18 protein-coding genes are annotated in these 14112 nt (G+C 72.4%); 6 read left to right on the top strand and 12 right to left on the bottom strand.

Going from position 1 to position 14112, the window contains the following annotated elements:
• Positions 1-10: 10 nt before the first annotated feature.
• Both ABFX46_RS12150 and ABFX46_RS12145 read right to left on the bottom strand, forming a co-directional pair.
• Positions 11-466, bottom strand: coding sequence for a carboxymuconolactone decarboxylase family protein (locus ABFX46_RS12150; RefSeq protein ID WP_346041909.1), 456 nt, complete (start codon positions 464-466; stop codon positions 11-13).
• Between the two features lie 88 nt (positions 467-554).
• Complete coding sequence (locus ABFX46_RS12145; protein ID WP_346041907.1) at positions 555-1034, bottom strand: RrF2 family transcriptional regulator; 480 nt, start codon at positions 1032-1034, stop codon at positions 555-557.
• Positions 1035-1113: 79 nt separating this feature from the next.
• Between ABFX46_RS12145 and ABFX46_RS12140 the strand changes: the two genes are divergently transcribed.
• Entirely contained in the window at positions 1114-1647 is a 534-nt protein-coding gene (locus ABFX46_RS12140; protein WP_346041906.1) for a GNAT family N-acetyltransferase, read from the top strand.
• On the opposite strand, the gene ABFX46_RS12135 is transcribed toward ABFX46_RS12140, so the two are convergent.
• From ABFX46_RS12135 to ABFX46_RS12125, 3 genes are read right to left on the bottom strand one after another with little or no spacing between them, the layout of a single operon-like run.
• Complete coding sequence (locus ABFX46_RS12135) at positions 1640-2818, bottom strand: glycosyltransferase (RefSeq protein WP_346041904.1); 1179 nt, start codon at positions 2816-2818, stop codon at positions 1640-1642. The two genes, ABFX46_RS12140 and ABFX46_RS12135, sit on opposite strands and share 8 nt — an antisense overlap.
• A gap of 1 nt (position 2819) precedes the next feature.
• Positions 2820-3401, bottom strand: a complete 582-nt coding sequence (locus ABFX46_RS12130) for a TetR/AcrR family transcriptional regulator (protein ID WP_346041903.1) — start codon at positions 3399-3401, stop codon at positions 2820-2822.
• A 27-nt stretch (positions 3402-3428) separates the two neighbouring features.
• Complete coding sequence (locus ABFX46_RS12125; protein WP_346041902.1) at positions 3429-3953, bottom strand: DinB family protein; 525 nt, start codon at positions 3951-3953, stop codon at positions 3429-3431.
• Between the two features lie 183 nt (positions 3954-4136).
• On the opposite strand from ABFX46_RS12125, the gene ABFX46_RS12120 reads away from it, so the two are divergent.
• Entirely contained in the window at positions 4137-4328 is a 192-nt protein-coding gene (locus ABFX46_RS12120) for a hypothetical protein (protein WP_346041901.1), read from the top strand.
• A 68-nt stretch (positions 4329-4396) separates the two neighbouring features.
• Here the strand turns inward: ABFX46_RS12120 and ABFX46_RS12115 are convergent, their stop codons facing one another.
• Both ABFX46_RS12115 and ABFX46_RS12110 read right to left on the bottom strand, forming a co-directional pair.
• Complete coding sequence (locus tag ABFX46_RS12115; protein ID WP_346041900.1) at positions 4397-4687, bottom strand: hypothetical protein; 291 nt, start codon at positions 4685-4687, stop codon at positions 4397-4399.
• Positions 4684-4917, bottom strand: coding sequence for a hypothetical protein (locus tag ABFX46_RS12110; RefSeq protein WP_346041899.1), 234 nt, complete (start codon positions 4915-4917; stop codon positions 4684-4686). The genes ABFX46_RS12115 and ABFX46_RS12110 overlap by 4 nt, the downstream gene beginning before the upstream one ends.
• Positions 4918-5437: 520 nt before the next feature.
• On the opposite strand from ABFX46_RS12110, the gene ABFX46_RS12105 reads away from it, so the two are divergent.
• Entirely contained in the window at positions 5438-5980 is a 543-nt protein-coding gene (locus tag ABFX46_RS12105) for a hypothetical protein (RefSeq protein WP_346041897.1), read from the top strand.
• 95 nt (positions 5981-6075) lie between these two features.
• Here ABFX46_RS12105 and ABFX46_RS12100 read toward each other — a convergent pair whose 3' ends face one another.
• Positions 6076-7020, bottom strand: a complete 945-nt coding sequence (locus ABFX46_RS12100) for a hypothetical protein (protein ID WP_346041896.1) — start codon at positions 7018-7020, stop codon at positions 6076-6078.
• A 188-nt stretch (positions 7021-7208) separates the two neighbouring features.
• On the opposite strand from ABFX46_RS12100, the gene ABFX46_RS12095 reads away from it, so the two are divergent.
• Positions 7209-8174: a hypothetical protein gene (locus ABFX46_RS12095; RefSeq protein WP_346041895.1), complete on the top strand. Its 966-nt coding sequence runs from the start codon at positions 7209-7211 to the stop codon at positions 8172-8174.
• A 41-nt stretch (positions 8175-8215) separates the two neighbouring features.
• Here ABFX46_RS12095 and ABFX46_RS12090 read toward each other — a convergent pair whose 3' ends face one another.
• Positions 8216-8434, bottom strand: coding sequence for a DUF6243 family protein (locus ABFX46_RS12090; RefSeq protein WP_346041894.1), 219 nt, complete (start codon positions 8432-8434; stop codon positions 8216-8218).
• Positions 8435-8678: 244 nt separating this feature from the next.
• Between ABFX46_RS12090 and ABFX46_RS12085 the strand changes: the two genes are divergently transcribed.
• Entirely contained in the window at positions 8679-9749 is a 1071-nt protein-coding gene (locus tag ABFX46_RS12085; protein ID WP_346041892.1) for a quinone-dependent dihydroorotate dehydrogenase, read from the top strand.
• A gap of 169 nt (positions 9750-9918) precedes the next feature.
• A complete protein-coding gene (locus ABFX46_RS12080; RefSeq protein ID WP_346041891.1) occupies positions 9919-11169 on the top strand; it encodes a sodium:proton exchanger in 1251 nt (416 codons plus the stop codon).
• On the opposite strand, the gene ABFX46_RS12075 is transcribed toward ABFX46_RS12080, so the two are convergent.
• The 3 genes from ABFX46_RS12075 to ABFX46_RS12065 all read right to left on the bottom strand — a co-directional run bounded on the left by ABFX46_RS12075 (position 11162) and on the right by ABFX46_RS12065 (position 13822).
• Positions 11162-12622, bottom strand: a complete 1461-nt coding sequence (locus ABFX46_RS12075) for a DUF7059 domain-containing protein (RefSeq protein WP_428831241.1) — start codon at positions 12620-12622, stop codon at positions 11162-11164. The genes ABFX46_RS12080 and ABFX46_RS12075 overlap by 8 nt on opposite strands.
• Positions 12623-12655: 33 nt before the next feature.
• Positions 12656-13489: an N-acetylmuramoyl-L-alanine amidase gene (locus ABFX46_RS12070; protein WP_346041888.1), complete on the bottom strand. Its 834-nt coding sequence runs from the start codon at positions 13487-13489 to the stop codon at positions 12656-12658.
• Positions 13490-13585: 96 nt separating this feature from the next.
• Positions 13586-13822, bottom strand: coding sequence for a hypothetical protein (locus ABFX46_RS12065; RefSeq protein ID WP_346041886.1), 237 nt, complete (start codon positions 13820-13822; stop codon positions 13586-13588).
• Between the last annotated feature and the right edge of the window lie 290 nt (positions 13823-14112).

Here is a 14112-nt window from a genome sequence, read left to right as displayed (position 1 = left end):
CGGGCGGGGGTCACGCGCCGGCCGCTGCCGCGGGGTTGCGGACGGTGACGTTGATGCGGTTCCAGGCGTTGATCGCCGCGATCGCCATGACGAGGGCGGCGAGGGACGCCTCGTCGTAGTGGTCGGCCGCGTCGTTCCAGACGTCGTCCGGCACGCCGGCCGGGTTGTCGGCGATCCGCGTCGCCGCCTCGGCCAGGGCGAGCGCCGCCCGCTCCTCGTCGGTGAAGTACGGCGCCTCGCGCCAGGCCGCCACCGACCAGAGCCGCTGGTCGGTCTCGCCCGCCTTCTTGGCGTCGGCGGCGTGCATGTTCACGCAGAACCCGCAGCCGTTGATCTGGCTGACGCGGAGCCTGACCAGCTCCAGGGTGCTCTGCGGGACGTCGGTTCCGTTGATGTACGACTCCAGCGCGAGCATGGCCTGGTAGCCCGCGGCGGCGGGCTTGACGACGTTCATCCGTGCCTGCATGGTGCTACCCTTCCTCAAATCTGGATGCTTAATGTCCAGAATTAACCGACATGGCCGGCCGCTTCGCCGGGGTTCGGCGCCGGCCGGTTCAGGTCCGCAGGTTCGCGAACCAGGTGCGGGTCTCACCGGGCACGGACGGAAGGCGGTGCTCCACCGTGCTCCGGAGATCGGCGAGGGTCTGCCCGGCCAGTTCCCTGCGCCAGGCCATCTCCGCGCGCCGCATGGCCTGGGAGACGAAGCAGCGCCGGCGGTAGTCGACGCCCTCGTGGTCGCCGGGCCCCTTCTTCAGGATCTCCTCGCACCGGAACGCCTCCTCCGGACCCTCGATGGCCGTCACCACGTCCAGCAGCGAGATGTCCTCCGGGGTGCGCGCGAGGCGGAACCCGCCGCGCGGCCCGGGAGTGGAGGTGAGGATGCCGGCGCGGGCGAGCGCCTGCAGCTGCTTGTTCAGGTAGGCCGCGGGGAGTTCGTAGTACGCCGCCAGCCTGGCCGCCGTCACCGCCTCACCCGGCTCCAGCCAGGTCAGGTTGAGGCAGCTGTGGATCGCCCACTCGACCCCCTCGCTCATCCGCATAACCTGGATACTAAGTGTCCAGGATTGCCCCCGCAACCCCGGAGCACGGCCGGGACGGCGTTAAAGTCCGCTTGTGAGCACCGTGAACCCCACTTTCCGCGCGGCGTCGCCGTCCGACGTCCCCGGCCTCGTCGCGCTCATCGAGAGCGCCTACCGCGGCGACGCCAGCCGCGCCGGCTGGACCACCGAGGCCGACATCCTCGACGGGCAGCGCACCGACCCCGCCATGGTCGAGGACGCGGTGAGCGGCGCCGGGAAGCGGATGCTGGTCGCCGAGGCCGGCGGCCGCCTCGTCGCCTGCTGCCAGCTGGAGGACCGCGGCGGGCACGCCTACTTCGGCATGTTCGCGGTCGACCCGGCCCGCCAGGGCGGCGGCCTCGGCCGGAAGGTCCTCGCCGAGGCGGAGCGGCTGGCGCGCGACGACTGGGGCGCGAAGGAGATGCACATGACGGTCATCAGTGTCCGCGAGGACCTGATCGCTTGGTATGTCCGGCGCGGCTACACCCGGACCGGCGAGAAGAGCCCGTTCCCTTACGGCGACGAGCGCTTCGGCCTCCCCAAGCGGGACGACCTCGAGTTCGAACTCCTGGTGAAGCCCCTCAGCTGAGGCGGGTCGCCGGGCGTCCGCGGGCCCACGACTTCCGGAGCAGGCGTTCGAGCCGGCCGGCCGCCGCCGCCGGCCCCGGTGCGGCGGCGATGCGGCCGGCCAGCGACAGCGCGGCGGCGCGGTAGGACGGTTCCCCGATGACCGTGCGGACGGCCGCCGCGATCTCCTCCGGACCGGCGTTCTCGCCGTCGAGGGCGATGCCGGCTCCGAGGCCGGCCGCGCGCCGGGCCAGGATCGGCTGGTCGGCGGCCGGGTTCGGGAGCGCGACGAGCGGCACGCCGTGCGCGAGGGCGGCGGCCGCGGTGCCGTGCCCCGCGTGCGTCACGACCGCCGCCGCCTGCGGCAGGATCTCGGCGTGCGGCAGCCACGGCAGGACGGTCGCGTTCTCCGGCACCCGCAGGCCGGCGGCGTCCATCATCCCCGTGGTGATCAGCAGTCGCGGCCCGGCGCCGTCGGCGAACGCGTCCAGCGTGCGCTGGATGCGCGAGACCTGGTCCCAGGCCAGGCCCGTGGAGAAGCCGGCCACCACGAGAGGGCGCGGGTCGTCCGCGCGCCAGGGCGGCCGCCACCCGGACGGCGGCTGCTCCTCGAACATCGGGCCGACGTACTCGAAGGGCGCCCGGTCGGCGAGCGGGTCCAGTTCGGGAATGCTCGCGCACAGGGTCGGGAAGGGCGTCCAGGCGTCCCACAGGCGTTCGAGGGCCGGGCGGCCGATGCCCTCGCGCAGCGCGTTCACGGCGGGCAGCAGCATCTGGTCCATCGCCTCGCCCGGCGGGCAGAGCGCCCCCGGCGCGCTGTGCACCAGCACCGCCGCAGGGATCGCGGACGTTTCCAACCGCGCGAGCGCCCCGAACATCAGGCAGTCGGCGACCACGCCGTCGAAGGACCCGTCCCTGAGCAGCTCATCCACGTCCGGCACCTGCGCAGGGCAGGCCCAGACCGCGCCGACCAGCGCGGGCAGCCACCCCTCAGGCGGCGGCGCGGCGGGATAGCCCGCGTCGGCGCGGAGCAGCGTCCGGAACTCGAACCCCGCCCCCTCGAAGCGAGCCCGCTGGCCGCCGTAGCCGGCGAACACGACCCGGTGGCCGCGCGCCGCCAACTGCTGCGCGAGCGCGATCATCGGGCCCTGGTTCCCGGCTCCGTCCCAGGTCAGCAGCAACCAGCCGGCCATGTCACGCTCCCTCCAGCAGTGCCTCGATCATCATCGTCATCGTCGCCTCGGCCTCGTCCCGCGGACGGCCCATGTCCCGGCGCAGCAGCTTCCAGGTGTAGACGTCGCAGGCGCACACCAGCGCGTCGACGACCCTGGCGCGGCGCTCCTCGGGGACGCCGGCGAGCCGGGGCGCGAGCTGGCTCTCGACATGGCGCCGGTGCCGGGTCCGCCCGATCTGGACGATCGGCGCCACCGCCGGGTCGGACTCGTCCGCCAGGTTGCGCACCACCACGTCACCGAACGTCTCGTAGTGGTCGAACCAGGCCGCCACCGAGCCCGCGACGTCCCCCGGCTCGGGCCGCCGCAGCTCGGCGCCCATCCCTTCGAGCACCTTCTCCAGCGCCAGCTCGATCAGCCGCGCCCGCGTACCGTACGCCCGCAGCACGGTCGGGACGCTCACCCCCGCCTCGGCGGCGACGTCCTCCAACCGGACGTCCGAACGCAGCCGCGAGCTCAGCAGCGTCACCGCGGCGTCCAGGATCCGCTGCCGCGTAGCCTCCACCGACCGCGCCCGAGCCCGCTGCGTGTACACCCTTTTCATGACAATCGACACTAACACGAAAGCCGGTCACTCACCGGCGACCCCATCGACCAACTCCCGAACGACGTCGAGATGCCCGGCATGGCGCGCGTACTCCTGCAGCAGGTGGAACAGGATCCAGATCAGGGCGGGATGCTCGTCGGGCGGGTTGAAGCCGCCGCCGCTGCGCGCTCGGTCCTCAAGATCGGCCTGCGCGACGATCGCGCGCGAGCGGTCGCACTCGTCCATGAAGAGGCGCTTGATCCGCTCGGCGGATTCGTCCGGACGGACGCGCCAGGGCCCTTCGCCGGGGCCTTGGTCGTCCCAGACGTCGTCCATCTGCTCGGCGGCGAAGCCCCAGCGGAGCCAGCGCCGTTCGACGAACGCGAGGTGCTTGAGGAGGGCGAGCGGCGTCCAGCCGGACGGGAGCCGGCTCGCGCGCAGGTCGTCCTCTGGCATGCCGTCGAGCTTTCGCAGTACTGCGGACCGGTAGTAGTCGAGGTATCCGAGGAGCAACTCACGGCTATCGGTCAGGGTGTTCGGCGGTTCTGCCGCCACTGGCGAATCTGACATGCAGCGGACGCTAACCCCGCTGAAGCACGAACGGCCACGCGATTAACGGACTGGCCGACCAGCCGGCAGCAGCCAAGGCGCTTTGAAGGTTGGTTGGCCGGTGAGCCAAGCAGAGGTGGGCAAGCCTCATCCAAAGCTTCACAGGGTCGTTCAATGGGAAACTTGAGGGTGGAGGTGAGTTCGGTGAAGTTCGTGCTTGAGGTCGATATGAGTGAGGGCGCCGTGGCCGAGGACGCGGCCAAGGAGTTGGGGCGGATCCTGCGGTACTGGGCGGGCAACGTCCGGCATTACGACTTGAAGGCCGGCGACGAGTCGTCCATCTACGACTCCGATTATCGCGACGTCGGGCGGTGGCGGATCGTGGAGACGGACTGACCCCCGTCGGGCATGGAAACGCCCGGCCGGGGAGTGCCCGGCCGGGCGTTTCGCGGGGGGCGGTCAGATCACTTGATGTTCTTCGGCCGGTAGGCCTTGTACTGGCTGCCGCTCGACAGGCCGTACGTGCGGGTGCGGTGGTCGGTTCCGTAGCCGCCGCGCTGCTCGTAGGCCCAGTAGGCGGTGTGCCTACTGGACGTCCACTTCTCGAAGATGACGACGTGCCGGGTGGTGTTGCTGCCGATCACGTCGATGATCAGATCGCCCTTCTTGAGCTGGGACATCGTGATGCGCGTGCTGTACTTCGAGGACGCGAGGCCGACCGTGTTCGGGCCGGGCTTGGGCAGCCGCAGCGTCATGGACGCGTATCCCGAGCAGTCCGTGCGGTATCCGCCATGGGTCTTCGACTGGCTGCGCGGGTGACCTTCGGGATGGCCGCCGCCACCTGTGCGTCCGCCGCCTGGAGCCGGGCGCCGTGCGGGGGCGCCGCCGGCGCGGCGGACGTGGACACCCCGGTGAGGCCGAGGACGGTGCCGCCGGTCAGCGCGAGCGCGCTGACGCCGATGAGAAGGGTTCGGGGGGAAGCCATGGGAATTCCTCCTTGAATGGCTGCCAATTGCCCCCTGCCGGGAGCGGTGAGCGGGGCTTCTGCCGATCGACCCGGCACACATTAGGGACTGCGCCACCGAATTCGCGTTCTTCACGGCGAACCTGGGACAAGCAATGCCTGGGACGACTCTGACCTGCGTGTACGCCGTCCCACAGCGGCGACGACTGAGACAATGGGACGTGAATACGCCACGCCCGCCGATCACCTTGAGTGCGCGGCGATAAGCAGTTTGTGATCATCGCGGTAAGCCATCGCGGCTCCCGCGGGACGGGCATAATGGGCCCGCGCTGACCGACTGTGCGGCGCCGACCGGCGCCGCCTCGAAATCCTCTGGGAAGTGGCGGACCGGTCGCGACGTCCGCCATCCCCCGCCCCGACCCCGAAACAGGACACGGAGCCTTCAGCCGACGCACCGGATGAGACGGATGCGGGCCGAGACGCCCAGCGCCGGGGCAGGCGACGGTTGGCGTTCGCCGGGGCCGTCGCGGGATGTGCGCTGGTGGCGGGCAGTGCCGGCGTCGTGCTCGGGGTGACGTTGCAGGGAACACCGGTGGCCGGGGACGACGGACGGCCGTCCGCGCCGTCCGGCGAAGCGACGCGGCCCCAGGTCGAGGCGGTCACCCGGCAGCAGGCCATGGCGCGGACGCGCGCCTGGCATCCGCACACGCCGAAGCGCGTCCCCTACGACCAGACGGCCAATTACGGGGGTTACCGGACCGACGGTTCGGGCTACGCGTCGATGGTGCTTGGCCTGCCGAAACCCGGGCCGAACTCGGCGGCCCTGGAGGCGTCCTACTGCCGCCGCGTCCGCCGGTCGGCGCTGAGACCCGGCGATCTCGTCATCAAGGCGAGCGGCGGCGCCGACGTCCGCGAAGTGCTGATCTTCGAGAAGTGGACCAGCCGCGACCACACCGCCTACTGGGCGTACCAGCAGCGGCGCGGCTACGGCACCGACCACCTGGTCAGCCGCGAGGGCCTGGCCCCCGGCAGCGGCCACGAAGCCTGCCGCCCCTACAACCTCCGCGACGACCAGGTCGGCTGACCCCGGCCCGTGGAAGCGAGCCGGGGAATGGAGAAGGCGCGGAGGGGCGGGCCCCGACCGACCCGCTGGTCCTCCGCGCCTTCGTCTGCGGGCGGTCAGTAGCCGCCTCCCGTGGACGCGCCGGTGGCGGCGGCCTTCTTGCCGGCCGGGGTGGTCGCCCACCAGACTCCGCCGACGCCCTGGCCGTTCGTGTCGCCGGGCCGCGCGTCCTTCTCGTAGTAGTACATGGGCCAGCCGTTGATGGTGAGCTGGCACTTGCCGTCGTCCTTGCGCTCGATGAAGCCGACGACCTTCTTGCTGACGCCTTCGAGTCTCAGCTTCTTCCAGCCCTTGAAGGTGGCCGGCGGCCACGCCTTCTTGCAGGCGCCGAAGCACCGGGTGGTCGGCGGCCTGTTGGTGTCCTTGTCGTAGCGGTAGAGCGTCCGGCCGTTGCCGTCGGTCAGGATCATGCCGAGCTTCGGGTCGTTCTTCGCCTTGACGACCGTCCAGCCCTTCCAGCGGTTGTTCACCGCCTGCTTGACCGGGGCGGCCTTCTTGCCGGTGGGGGACGCGGCGTACCAGGTGCCGCCGACGCCCTGGCCCTTCACGTCGCCGGGGCTCTGGTCCTTGGCGAACCGGTACAGCGGCCAGCCGCCGAGCGTGACCTGCCATGTCCCGTCCGGCCGCTTCACCTTGCCGACGAGGGACTGCTCGACGCCCTGCACCGCGGTCTCGCCCGCGCCGGCCACCGCCGGCGGCCACGCCCTGGCGCAGGCGCCCGCGCAGGTGGACGCGGGCGGGCGCGCGGTGTCGTTGTCGAACCGGTACAGCGTCCGGCCGTTCCCGTCAGTGACGATCTTGCCGAGCTTCGAGACGCTCGCGACCTCCAGCGCGGTCGGCGCGGCGGCGGGCGCGGGCGCGGCGGCGGCCGGTGCGGCCGGCGCCTTCGCGCCCGCGGCCGTGTTCTGCCTCCCGGCGCTCTCCTGCCCGCACGCGCTCACCACGAGTCCCGTGGCGGCCAGGGCGGCCGCGGCGGGGATCGCCCAACGTGGGAATCTCATCCGTCCTCCAGGTCGTCTGGGGCCCGGTCTCCGGTCCGGGTCCCGTCCGTCGGTCCGGGTGGAGCCGCCGCACCGCTCTCCCGGAACGACGAGGAGTACGGTGAGCCGCGCGGAAGGGTTCAAGCCCGGGAACCAGAAGCCCGCGAAACGGGTCAAAACTGGGCATTGGACCGGCAAGGAAGGCAGCGGTGACCGGGGACGACTCTGCGGGCGGCATGCTCGACTTCAGCAAGGAGCCGGCTCCGGCGCGGCCGGGCCCGGCCTGGATCGTCGTCCCGGCGCGCGTCATCGCGCTGATCGTCGTGCTGCCGCTGCGCCTCGTCCACGACCTGTTCGTGCTGATCGGCCGCGGTCTCCGGGCCACGGGCGGTGCCTTCCACCGGTGGCTGCTCGCGCCGATCGGGAGGCTCTTCGCGGCCATCGGGCGCGGGATCGGCGCCCTGCTCGGCCTCCTCGTCGTCAGGCCGCTGCGGTGGCTCGCCGTCGTGGTCGTCCTGGGGTTCCTGCGCTGGTTCGGACGCGGCTCGGGACGGTTCGGCCGATGGCTCTACCGCGTGCTGCTCGTCCCGATCGGCCGGTTCCTGGCGTTCGTCCTGCTCCGTCCGCTGGCGTGGCTGCTGTCCGGCGCCTGGGCTGGGATCGTGTTCCTGACCGGCGTGCTCGTGGTCATGCCGGCCGTGCTGCTGTGGCGGTACGTCCTGCGCCCGCCGCTGCTCGCCCTCGCCTGGCTCGGACGCTGGACCTTCGGCATCCTCGCCGCCGGCCTCAGCGCCTTCGGCGCCGGGCCCGTCTGGTCGTGGCGGCTGCTCGGACGGTGCCTCGCCTGGCTCGGGCACGTGCTGTTCGTCGTCCCGGCGACGGTTCTGTGGCGGTATCTGCTGGCTCCGCTGCTCGCGGGCGTCGCGGGGACGTGGCGGCTCGCGGCCCGCGTGCTCCGCTGGCTCTGGCGGACGCTCGTCGTCATCCCGGTCCGGGTCGTGATCGTCGCCCCCGTCCGCTGGGTCGGGACGAACGTGCTCCGCCCGATCGGGCGCGGCATCGGGACGGTGTGGCGGGTGTCGGTGCGGGAGCCGGTCCGCTCCGTCCGGCGGACGATGCGGCAGGCGAGCCGGGACGTCCGCCTCACGCTCCGCCGCACCTTCCTCGGACGCTGAACCGCGCCGGCCCCCAGGGGAGACCGGCGCGGTTCCGCCGGCTAGGCGCCGCGTTCGGAATCGCCGCGCTTCTCGACGCGCTTCTCGGCGCGCTCGTCGGCGCGCTCGCGCATCTTCCTCAGCAGCTCCGTCTTCTCGGCCGCCGGATCGCCCGCGGCGCCGGCGCCCCGCGCCCGCCCGCCGCGCAACTCGCGTCGCGACAGCTTCTTGCGCTGGCCGCCCACGCTCGACATCCCGTTTCGGCCGCGGCCCTTGGACATGGTGTTCTCCCGTTCGGCTGGGTGTGCTCGTCTGCCTGCACCCAGGCCCGGCCGCTCGGGAGCGTGCAGCTCAGACGCGGATCGCGTCCCGGCCGGACCCGGCCGCGGGACGCTCGCGGTACAGCTGCCGCAGTGCGGGCCACCACGCGGTGGCGGCGAAATCGATCAGCATGCGGCCAGGCTAGGCATCGCTTCCGGGGGTCCTCAACGGGTTTTCGCCGGGCGGCCTGAGATACTCACGGTGATGTATCGACTCCTGTTCTCACTGGTCATCTCCCGCGTCCCGGCGGAGACCGCGCACCACCTGACCATGCGGGGCCTGCGCGCGGTCCAGTCCGTGCCGGGGCTGGCGCCGCTGCTGCGCCGGCTGCTCGCGCCGCGCGACCCGGGGCTCGCCGTGCACGCGCTCGGGCTCGACTTCCCGAGCCCGCTCGGGCTCGCCGCCGGGTTCGACAAGGACGCCGTCGTCTACGAGGCGCTCGGCGCGTTCGGGTTCGGCCACGTCGAGATCGGGACGGTGACCGGGCGCCCGCAGCCCGGCAACCCGCGCCCCCGGCTGTTCCGGCTCCCGCCCGACCGGGCGGTCATCAACCGGATGGGCTTCAACAACGAGGGGTCCGCGGCCGCCGCTCAGCGGCTGCGCGGCCGCCGAGCCGGGACGATCGTCGGCGCCAATATCGGCAAGACGAAGGTCGTCCCGGAGGCGTCGGCCGCCGCCGACTACGTCGCGAGCGCCGAGCGGCTCGCCCCCCACGCCGACTACCTGGTCGTCAACGTCAGCTCGCCCAACACGCCCGGCCTGCGGAACCTCCAGGCCGTCGAGCACCTGCGCCCGCTGCTGACGGCCGTGCGGGAGGCCGCCGACCGGGTGACGTCCCGCCGCGTCCCGCTGCTGGTCAAGATCGCGCCCGATCTAGCGGACGACGACATCGACGCGGTCGCCGACCTCGCCCTCGACCTCGGCCTGGACGGCATCATCGCGACCAACACCACCATCGGCCGGGACGCCCTGCTCAGCCCGCCCGCCCTCGTCAAGGAGACCGGGGGGCTGTCCGGAGCGCCGCTGAAGGAGCGGTCCCTGGACGTCCTGCGCCGGCTGCGCGCCCGCACCGGCGGCCGGCTCACGCTGATCTCGGTCGGCGGGGTCGAGACGGGCGACGACGTATGGGAGCGGGTCCGCGCGGGCGCCACCCTCGTCCAGGGCTACACCGGCATGATCTACGGCGGCCCGCTGTGGGCGCACCGCGTCAACCGCGACCTCTCCCGGCGGCTCCGCGCGAGCGCGTTCCGCACCCTGGACGACGCCCGCCGCTGACACCGCCCGCCGCTGAGGCCGCCCGTCTCGCCGCCGACCACCCGGCCTCACCGCTGAACGCCCGACCCCGCCGCTGAGCGCGACCCCGCCGCTGCCCGTCCGGCCGTATTTGCCCGTCGCTTTCCGCCGGAACGAGCATCAGCGGGACGCGCCTGGGCACCGTGCAGGCATGGCCGGCGCGTCGATCACCCGCAGGACACTCCTCGTCCGGGTCGCGCTGGCGCTGCTCCTCGCGCTGCCCGCGGCCGTGGCGCGGGCCGGCGGGTTCGAGCTCCCCGCGGTCGCCGCCATGGCCGTGTTCGGCATCGGCGTGCTCGCGGCGGCGATCCTGCTCATGTGGGCGGCGGAGACCGCGCGCGCCGACATGTCCGGCGCCCTCGCGATCGCGGTGCTGGCGCTCATCGCGGTGCTGCCCGAGTACGCGGTCGACCTGTACTACGCCTACGCCGCGGGGACGAAACCGCAGTACACCGCCTACGCGGCCGCCAACATGACGGGCGCGAACCGGCTGCTCGTCGGCGTCGGCTGGGCGCTGGTGGTGCTGGCGTTCGCGCTCGCCGTCCGCCGCGCCTCCGGCCGCACGGGCGGCGGACGGGGCAGGCACGCCGCGCGCGGAACCGGCCGGCGGGACGTCCGGCTGACGCCGCTGCACCGCGTCGAACTCGGCTTCCTCGCGCTGGCGTCCGTCCTCGGCTTCATCCCCGCACTGACCGGCGAGATCGGGTGGTACATCTCCGTCGTCCTGATCGCCCTGTACGTCCTCTACATCGTGCGGATCTCCCGCCACCGCCGGCAGGACGTCGAGGAACTCGCCGGCGTCCCCGCCCGCCTCGCCGCGCTGCCGAAACCGCGACGGCGCGCGGTGACCTGGGCCGGGTTCGCGCTCGGCGCCATCGCCGTCTTCGTGTCGGCGGAGCCCTTCGCGAACGCGCTGGTGGACGGGGGCACGTCCCTCGGCATCGACGAGTTCCTCCTGGTGCAGTGGCTGGCGCCGTTCGCGTCCGAGGCGCCGGAGCTGCTCGTCGCCGCCATGTTCGCGTGGCGGCTGCGGGACTCCGACGCGATCGGGACGCTGCTGTCCAGCAAGGTCAACCAGTGGACGCTGCTGATCGGCACGCTGCCGCTCGCCTACCGGATCGGCGGGGGCGGCTGGTCGCTGCCGCTGGACTCCCGGCAGACCGAGGAGGTGCTGCTGACCGCCGCGCAGACCGTCCTCGGCCTCGCCCTCCTCATCGACCTGGTCTTCAAGCGGTGGGAGGCGGCGGTGCTGTTCGTCCTGTTCGCGGTCCAGTTCGTCCTGCCGAGCGAGATGGCCCGCCTGATCATCTCGGGGGTCTACCTGGCGATCGGCTTCTCCGTGCTCATCGCGCGCTACCGCGATGTCGGGACGGCGATGTCGACGGTCGTCCGGCCTAGATGAAGAAGCCGTCCGCGATGAGCTCCGGCAGGACCGCGTCGGCGTGCGCACGCACCTGGGCCGCGTCCATGCCGGTCAGCTGGGCGATGGCGTCGAGGAGCGGATCGAGCGGAAGGGTGCCGTCGCAGACTCCGGCGAGGCCGGCCTCGACCGTCCCGACCCCGGCCGCGCGGCGCAGCCGGCCGGCCTGCCGCAGGACGATCCGCTCCGGATCCTCGGCGCCGGGCGGGCCGACCTGTTCCTGGACGAGCCCGGGCGCCGCCGCCAATAGTTGTCCACAGCTTGTGGAAAACTCCGCGCCCTTGGCGAGGCCGTCCAGGACGTCCGCGACATAGGCGCCGACGGGTTCCTCGACGGCGTGCCGCACCTCCTCGACCCGGACCACCGGACGCTCGCTCCGCCGCAACGTGATCCACCCGAACCCGACCCCGACGACGCCGTGCCGCTCGAAGTGGTCGAGCCACGCGTCGTACCGGGCCCGGTACTCGGGCGTCCCGGCCTCGCACGAATCCCGCAGCCACAGCTCGGCGTACTCGGCCGGATCCTGGACGTCCCGCTGGACGATCCAGGCGTCGCATCCGTCCACCCACGCACCGACGCGCTCCTCCCAGGGAACGCCGTCGACATGCAGCCAATTGGCCAAGAGCTGGCAATATCCGCCCTCGGTCAGGTAATCGGACGCCTTTCCGACGAGCGACCGGCAGAAGTCGTCCCCCGCCATCCCCGACTCCCGATAGGTGAACCGGGGCCCTTCCTCCGGCGCCACGACGAACGGCGGATTCGACACGATCAGATCGAACCGCCGCCCTTGGACAGGCTCCAGCAGCGACCCCTCAAGAAGCTCCGCGCCCTCGACGCCGGAAAGGGCGAAACTCATCGCGGCCAACCTCAGCGCCCGCGGATTGACGTCGGTGGCGGTGACCCTCACCCCGGGATTCCGGGCCGCCGCGTGGACGGCCTGCACCCCGCACCCGGTCCCGAGATCGAGCAAGTTATCCACACCCCTGTGGACGACCAGCCGTGCCAGATTCCCGGACGCCCCGCCCGTCCCCACGACGTGATCACTCGCCGGAAGGCCCCCGCCTCCGGGCCGCCGCACCTTGAGATCGGACACGGCATATCCGACATGCCCGTCCCCGCGGACTCCCTCCAACGGCTCGACCCGCACAAGCGCCCGCATCTCCCCACCGGACACTTCGACAAGCCCGGCCGCCGCCAACTCGTCAGCAGGAATGGATTCCACGGGCACAGGCACCTGCAGCCAGAACAACCGCGTCAACACCTCGAGAGGCGATCCACCCCGAGTAGCCCGCAAGGCGGGCACGATCTCGTCCCGCGCCAACGCCCCGCCCGCAACGGGCCCGAGCAGTTCCCGCACCCCGCCGACCGTGTAACCGGCCCCGGCCAACACCTCACGCACCCGAAGAAGCTGACTCACCGGCCCATCCTCCCGCACCGCCCCGGCACGGGCGGGCGGCCTCGCGGCGGGTCAGCCCAAGTAGTTCTCGAAGCCCTTGGCGAGGGAGTCGGCTATGCGCTGGCGGAAGGGGGCGCTGGAGAGTTTGGCGGCGTCGCCCTTGTTCTGCATGTTGCCGCACTCGATGAAGACCTTGGGGACCTTCGACATGTTGAGGCCGCCGAGGTCGTCGCGGCGGTCGATGGCGTTCTTGCCGAGGTAGTTGGAGTAGGGGATGCCGGTGCCCTCGTGGTAGGCGTCGCGGAGGGCCTTGCCGAGCCTGGTGGAGCCGGCGACCATGTCGGCGTTCCGGCCGATGGAGATCGGCTCGATGATGTGGAAGCCGTGGCCGGACGAGGCGGCGCCGTCGGCGTGGATGGAGATGGCGGCGTCGGCCTTGAGCTCGTTGCCGACGGCGGCGCGCTCGGTGATGCAGGGGCCGACGCCCTTGTCGTCCTTGCGGGTCAGCGTGACCTTGGCGCCGCGGGCGCGCAGGAGCTTGGCGAGCCGCTTCGAGACGTCCCAGGTGAAGGCGTGCTCGGCGTAGCCGGCCTTCGTCTCGGTGCCGGTCGTGTCGCACGCCTTGCTGCCGTTGCCGATCTTGACCTGCTTGTTGATCTCGGACGGGTGCTCGGCGTTGCCGCCGTTGTGCCCGGGGTCGATGACGACGACCTTGCCGGCGAGGGACGCGGCGCCGTCCTCGGCGGACGCCGGCGTCCGGTCGGCCGAGGACGGGGACGGCGCACCGGCCGCGGGCGGGGTCGCGGGATCGGCGGTGGCCGCACCGGAGGAGTCGTTGCACGCGGTGAGCGCGCCGAGGCACAGCGCGAGACCGGCGACCATCGGGCCGCCTCGATGGATGCGCACAGGCCGATTCCTCCGTGATGACTTCGTTACCGGGGACCATGACAGTCTGCACGGCCCCGCCGGTTCGTCAAACGAAGTCCGCGAAATCAGCACGGCTCAGCACAGCGGATCCTCCTTGCCGAGCAGCGCGGCGAGGGCGCGGGCCTCGTCGGCGTCCAGGCCGAGGACGACGCGGGGCCGCCCCCACGGGTGGTCGATCGAGTGGGCCACGTAGCTGGCGACGGACTCCGACACCTGCTCGGCCAGGCCGCGCGCGTGCCGCCACTCCGACCACGCCCGTTCCAATTCGCTCGCCGCGCGCTGCGCGCACGACACCAGTTCCGGATCACGCACGAGCTGAACCCCCCAGTGGACTTTCCGGTGCGGTCCGGCGGGCCTCGTCCGGGCGGCCTCCCCCGAGGCCGCCCGGGTCCACCCGTCGGACGGTGAGTCCATTAACCACCTGGCGGCGGGCCGGGGACCGGCGAATGCGGCAGTCTTGGCCGGGCCCTTACCCGGCTTACACCGGTTCTAGGGACGATCGACCGTCCCCCCTGCCCCGGCCATAACCGGCCACGGGCGCGGCGGCGCCGGGGATGTCGTGCGTGCGGGAGCGGTGTGCGGCGGGGGGACGTCCCTCGGGG

The sequence above is a fragment of the Actinomadura chokoriensis genome (assembly GCF_039529475.1).
GTDB lineage: Bacteria > Actinomycetota > Actinomycetes > Streptosporangiales > Streptosporangiaceae > Spirillospora > Spirillospora bangladeshensis.
Note: the sequence above shows the minus strand (reverse complement) of the source record. Positions and strands in the feature narration are given on the sequence as shown.

Coding starts and splice junctions, on each gene's coding strand:
- ABFX46_RS12150 (WP_346041909.1), bottom strand. CDS start 466: ATGCAGGCACGGATGAACGTCGTCAAGCCCGCCGCCGCGGGCTACCAG.
- ABFX46_RS12145 (WP_346041907.1), bottom strand. CDS start 1,034: ATGAGCGAGGGGGTCGAGTGGGCGATCCACAGCTGCCTCAACCTGACC.
- ABFX46_RS12135 (WP_346041904.1), bottom strand. CDS start 2,818: ATGGCCGGCTGGTTGCTGCTGACCTGGGACGGAGCCGGGAACCAGGGC.
- ABFX46_RS12130 (WP_346041903.1), bottom strand. CDS start 3,401: ATGAAAAGGGTGTACACGCAGCGGGCTCGGGCGCGGTCGGTGGAGGCT.
- ABFX46_RS12125 (WP_346041902.1), bottom strand. CDS start 3,953: ATGTCAGATTCGCCAGTGGCGGCAGAACCGCCGAACACCCTGACCGAT.
- ABFX46_RS12115 (WP_346041900.1), bottom strand. CDS start 4,687: ATGACGCTGCGGCTGCCCAAGCCCGGCCCGAACACGGTCGGCCTCGCG.
- ABFX46_RS12110 (WP_346041899.1), bottom strand. CDS start 4,917: ATGGCTTCCCCCCGAACCCTTCTCATCGGCGTCAGCGCGCTCGCGCTG.
- ABFX46_RS12100 (WP_346041896.1), bottom strand. CDS start 7,020: ATGAGATTCCCACGTTGGGCGATCCCCGCCGCGGCCGCCCTGGCCGCC.
- ABFX46_RS12090 (WP_346041894.1), bottom strand. CDS start 8,434: ATGTCCAAGGGCCGCGGCCGAAACGGGATGTCGAGCGTGGGCGGCCAG.
- ABFX46_RS12085 (WP_346041892.1), top strand. CDS start 8,679: ATGTATCGACTCCTGTTCTCACTGGTCATCTCCCGCGTCCCGGCGGAG.
- ABFX46_RS12080 (WP_346041891.1), top strand. CDS start 9,919: ATGGCCGGCGCGTCGATCACCCGCAGGACACTCCTCGTCCGGGTCGCG.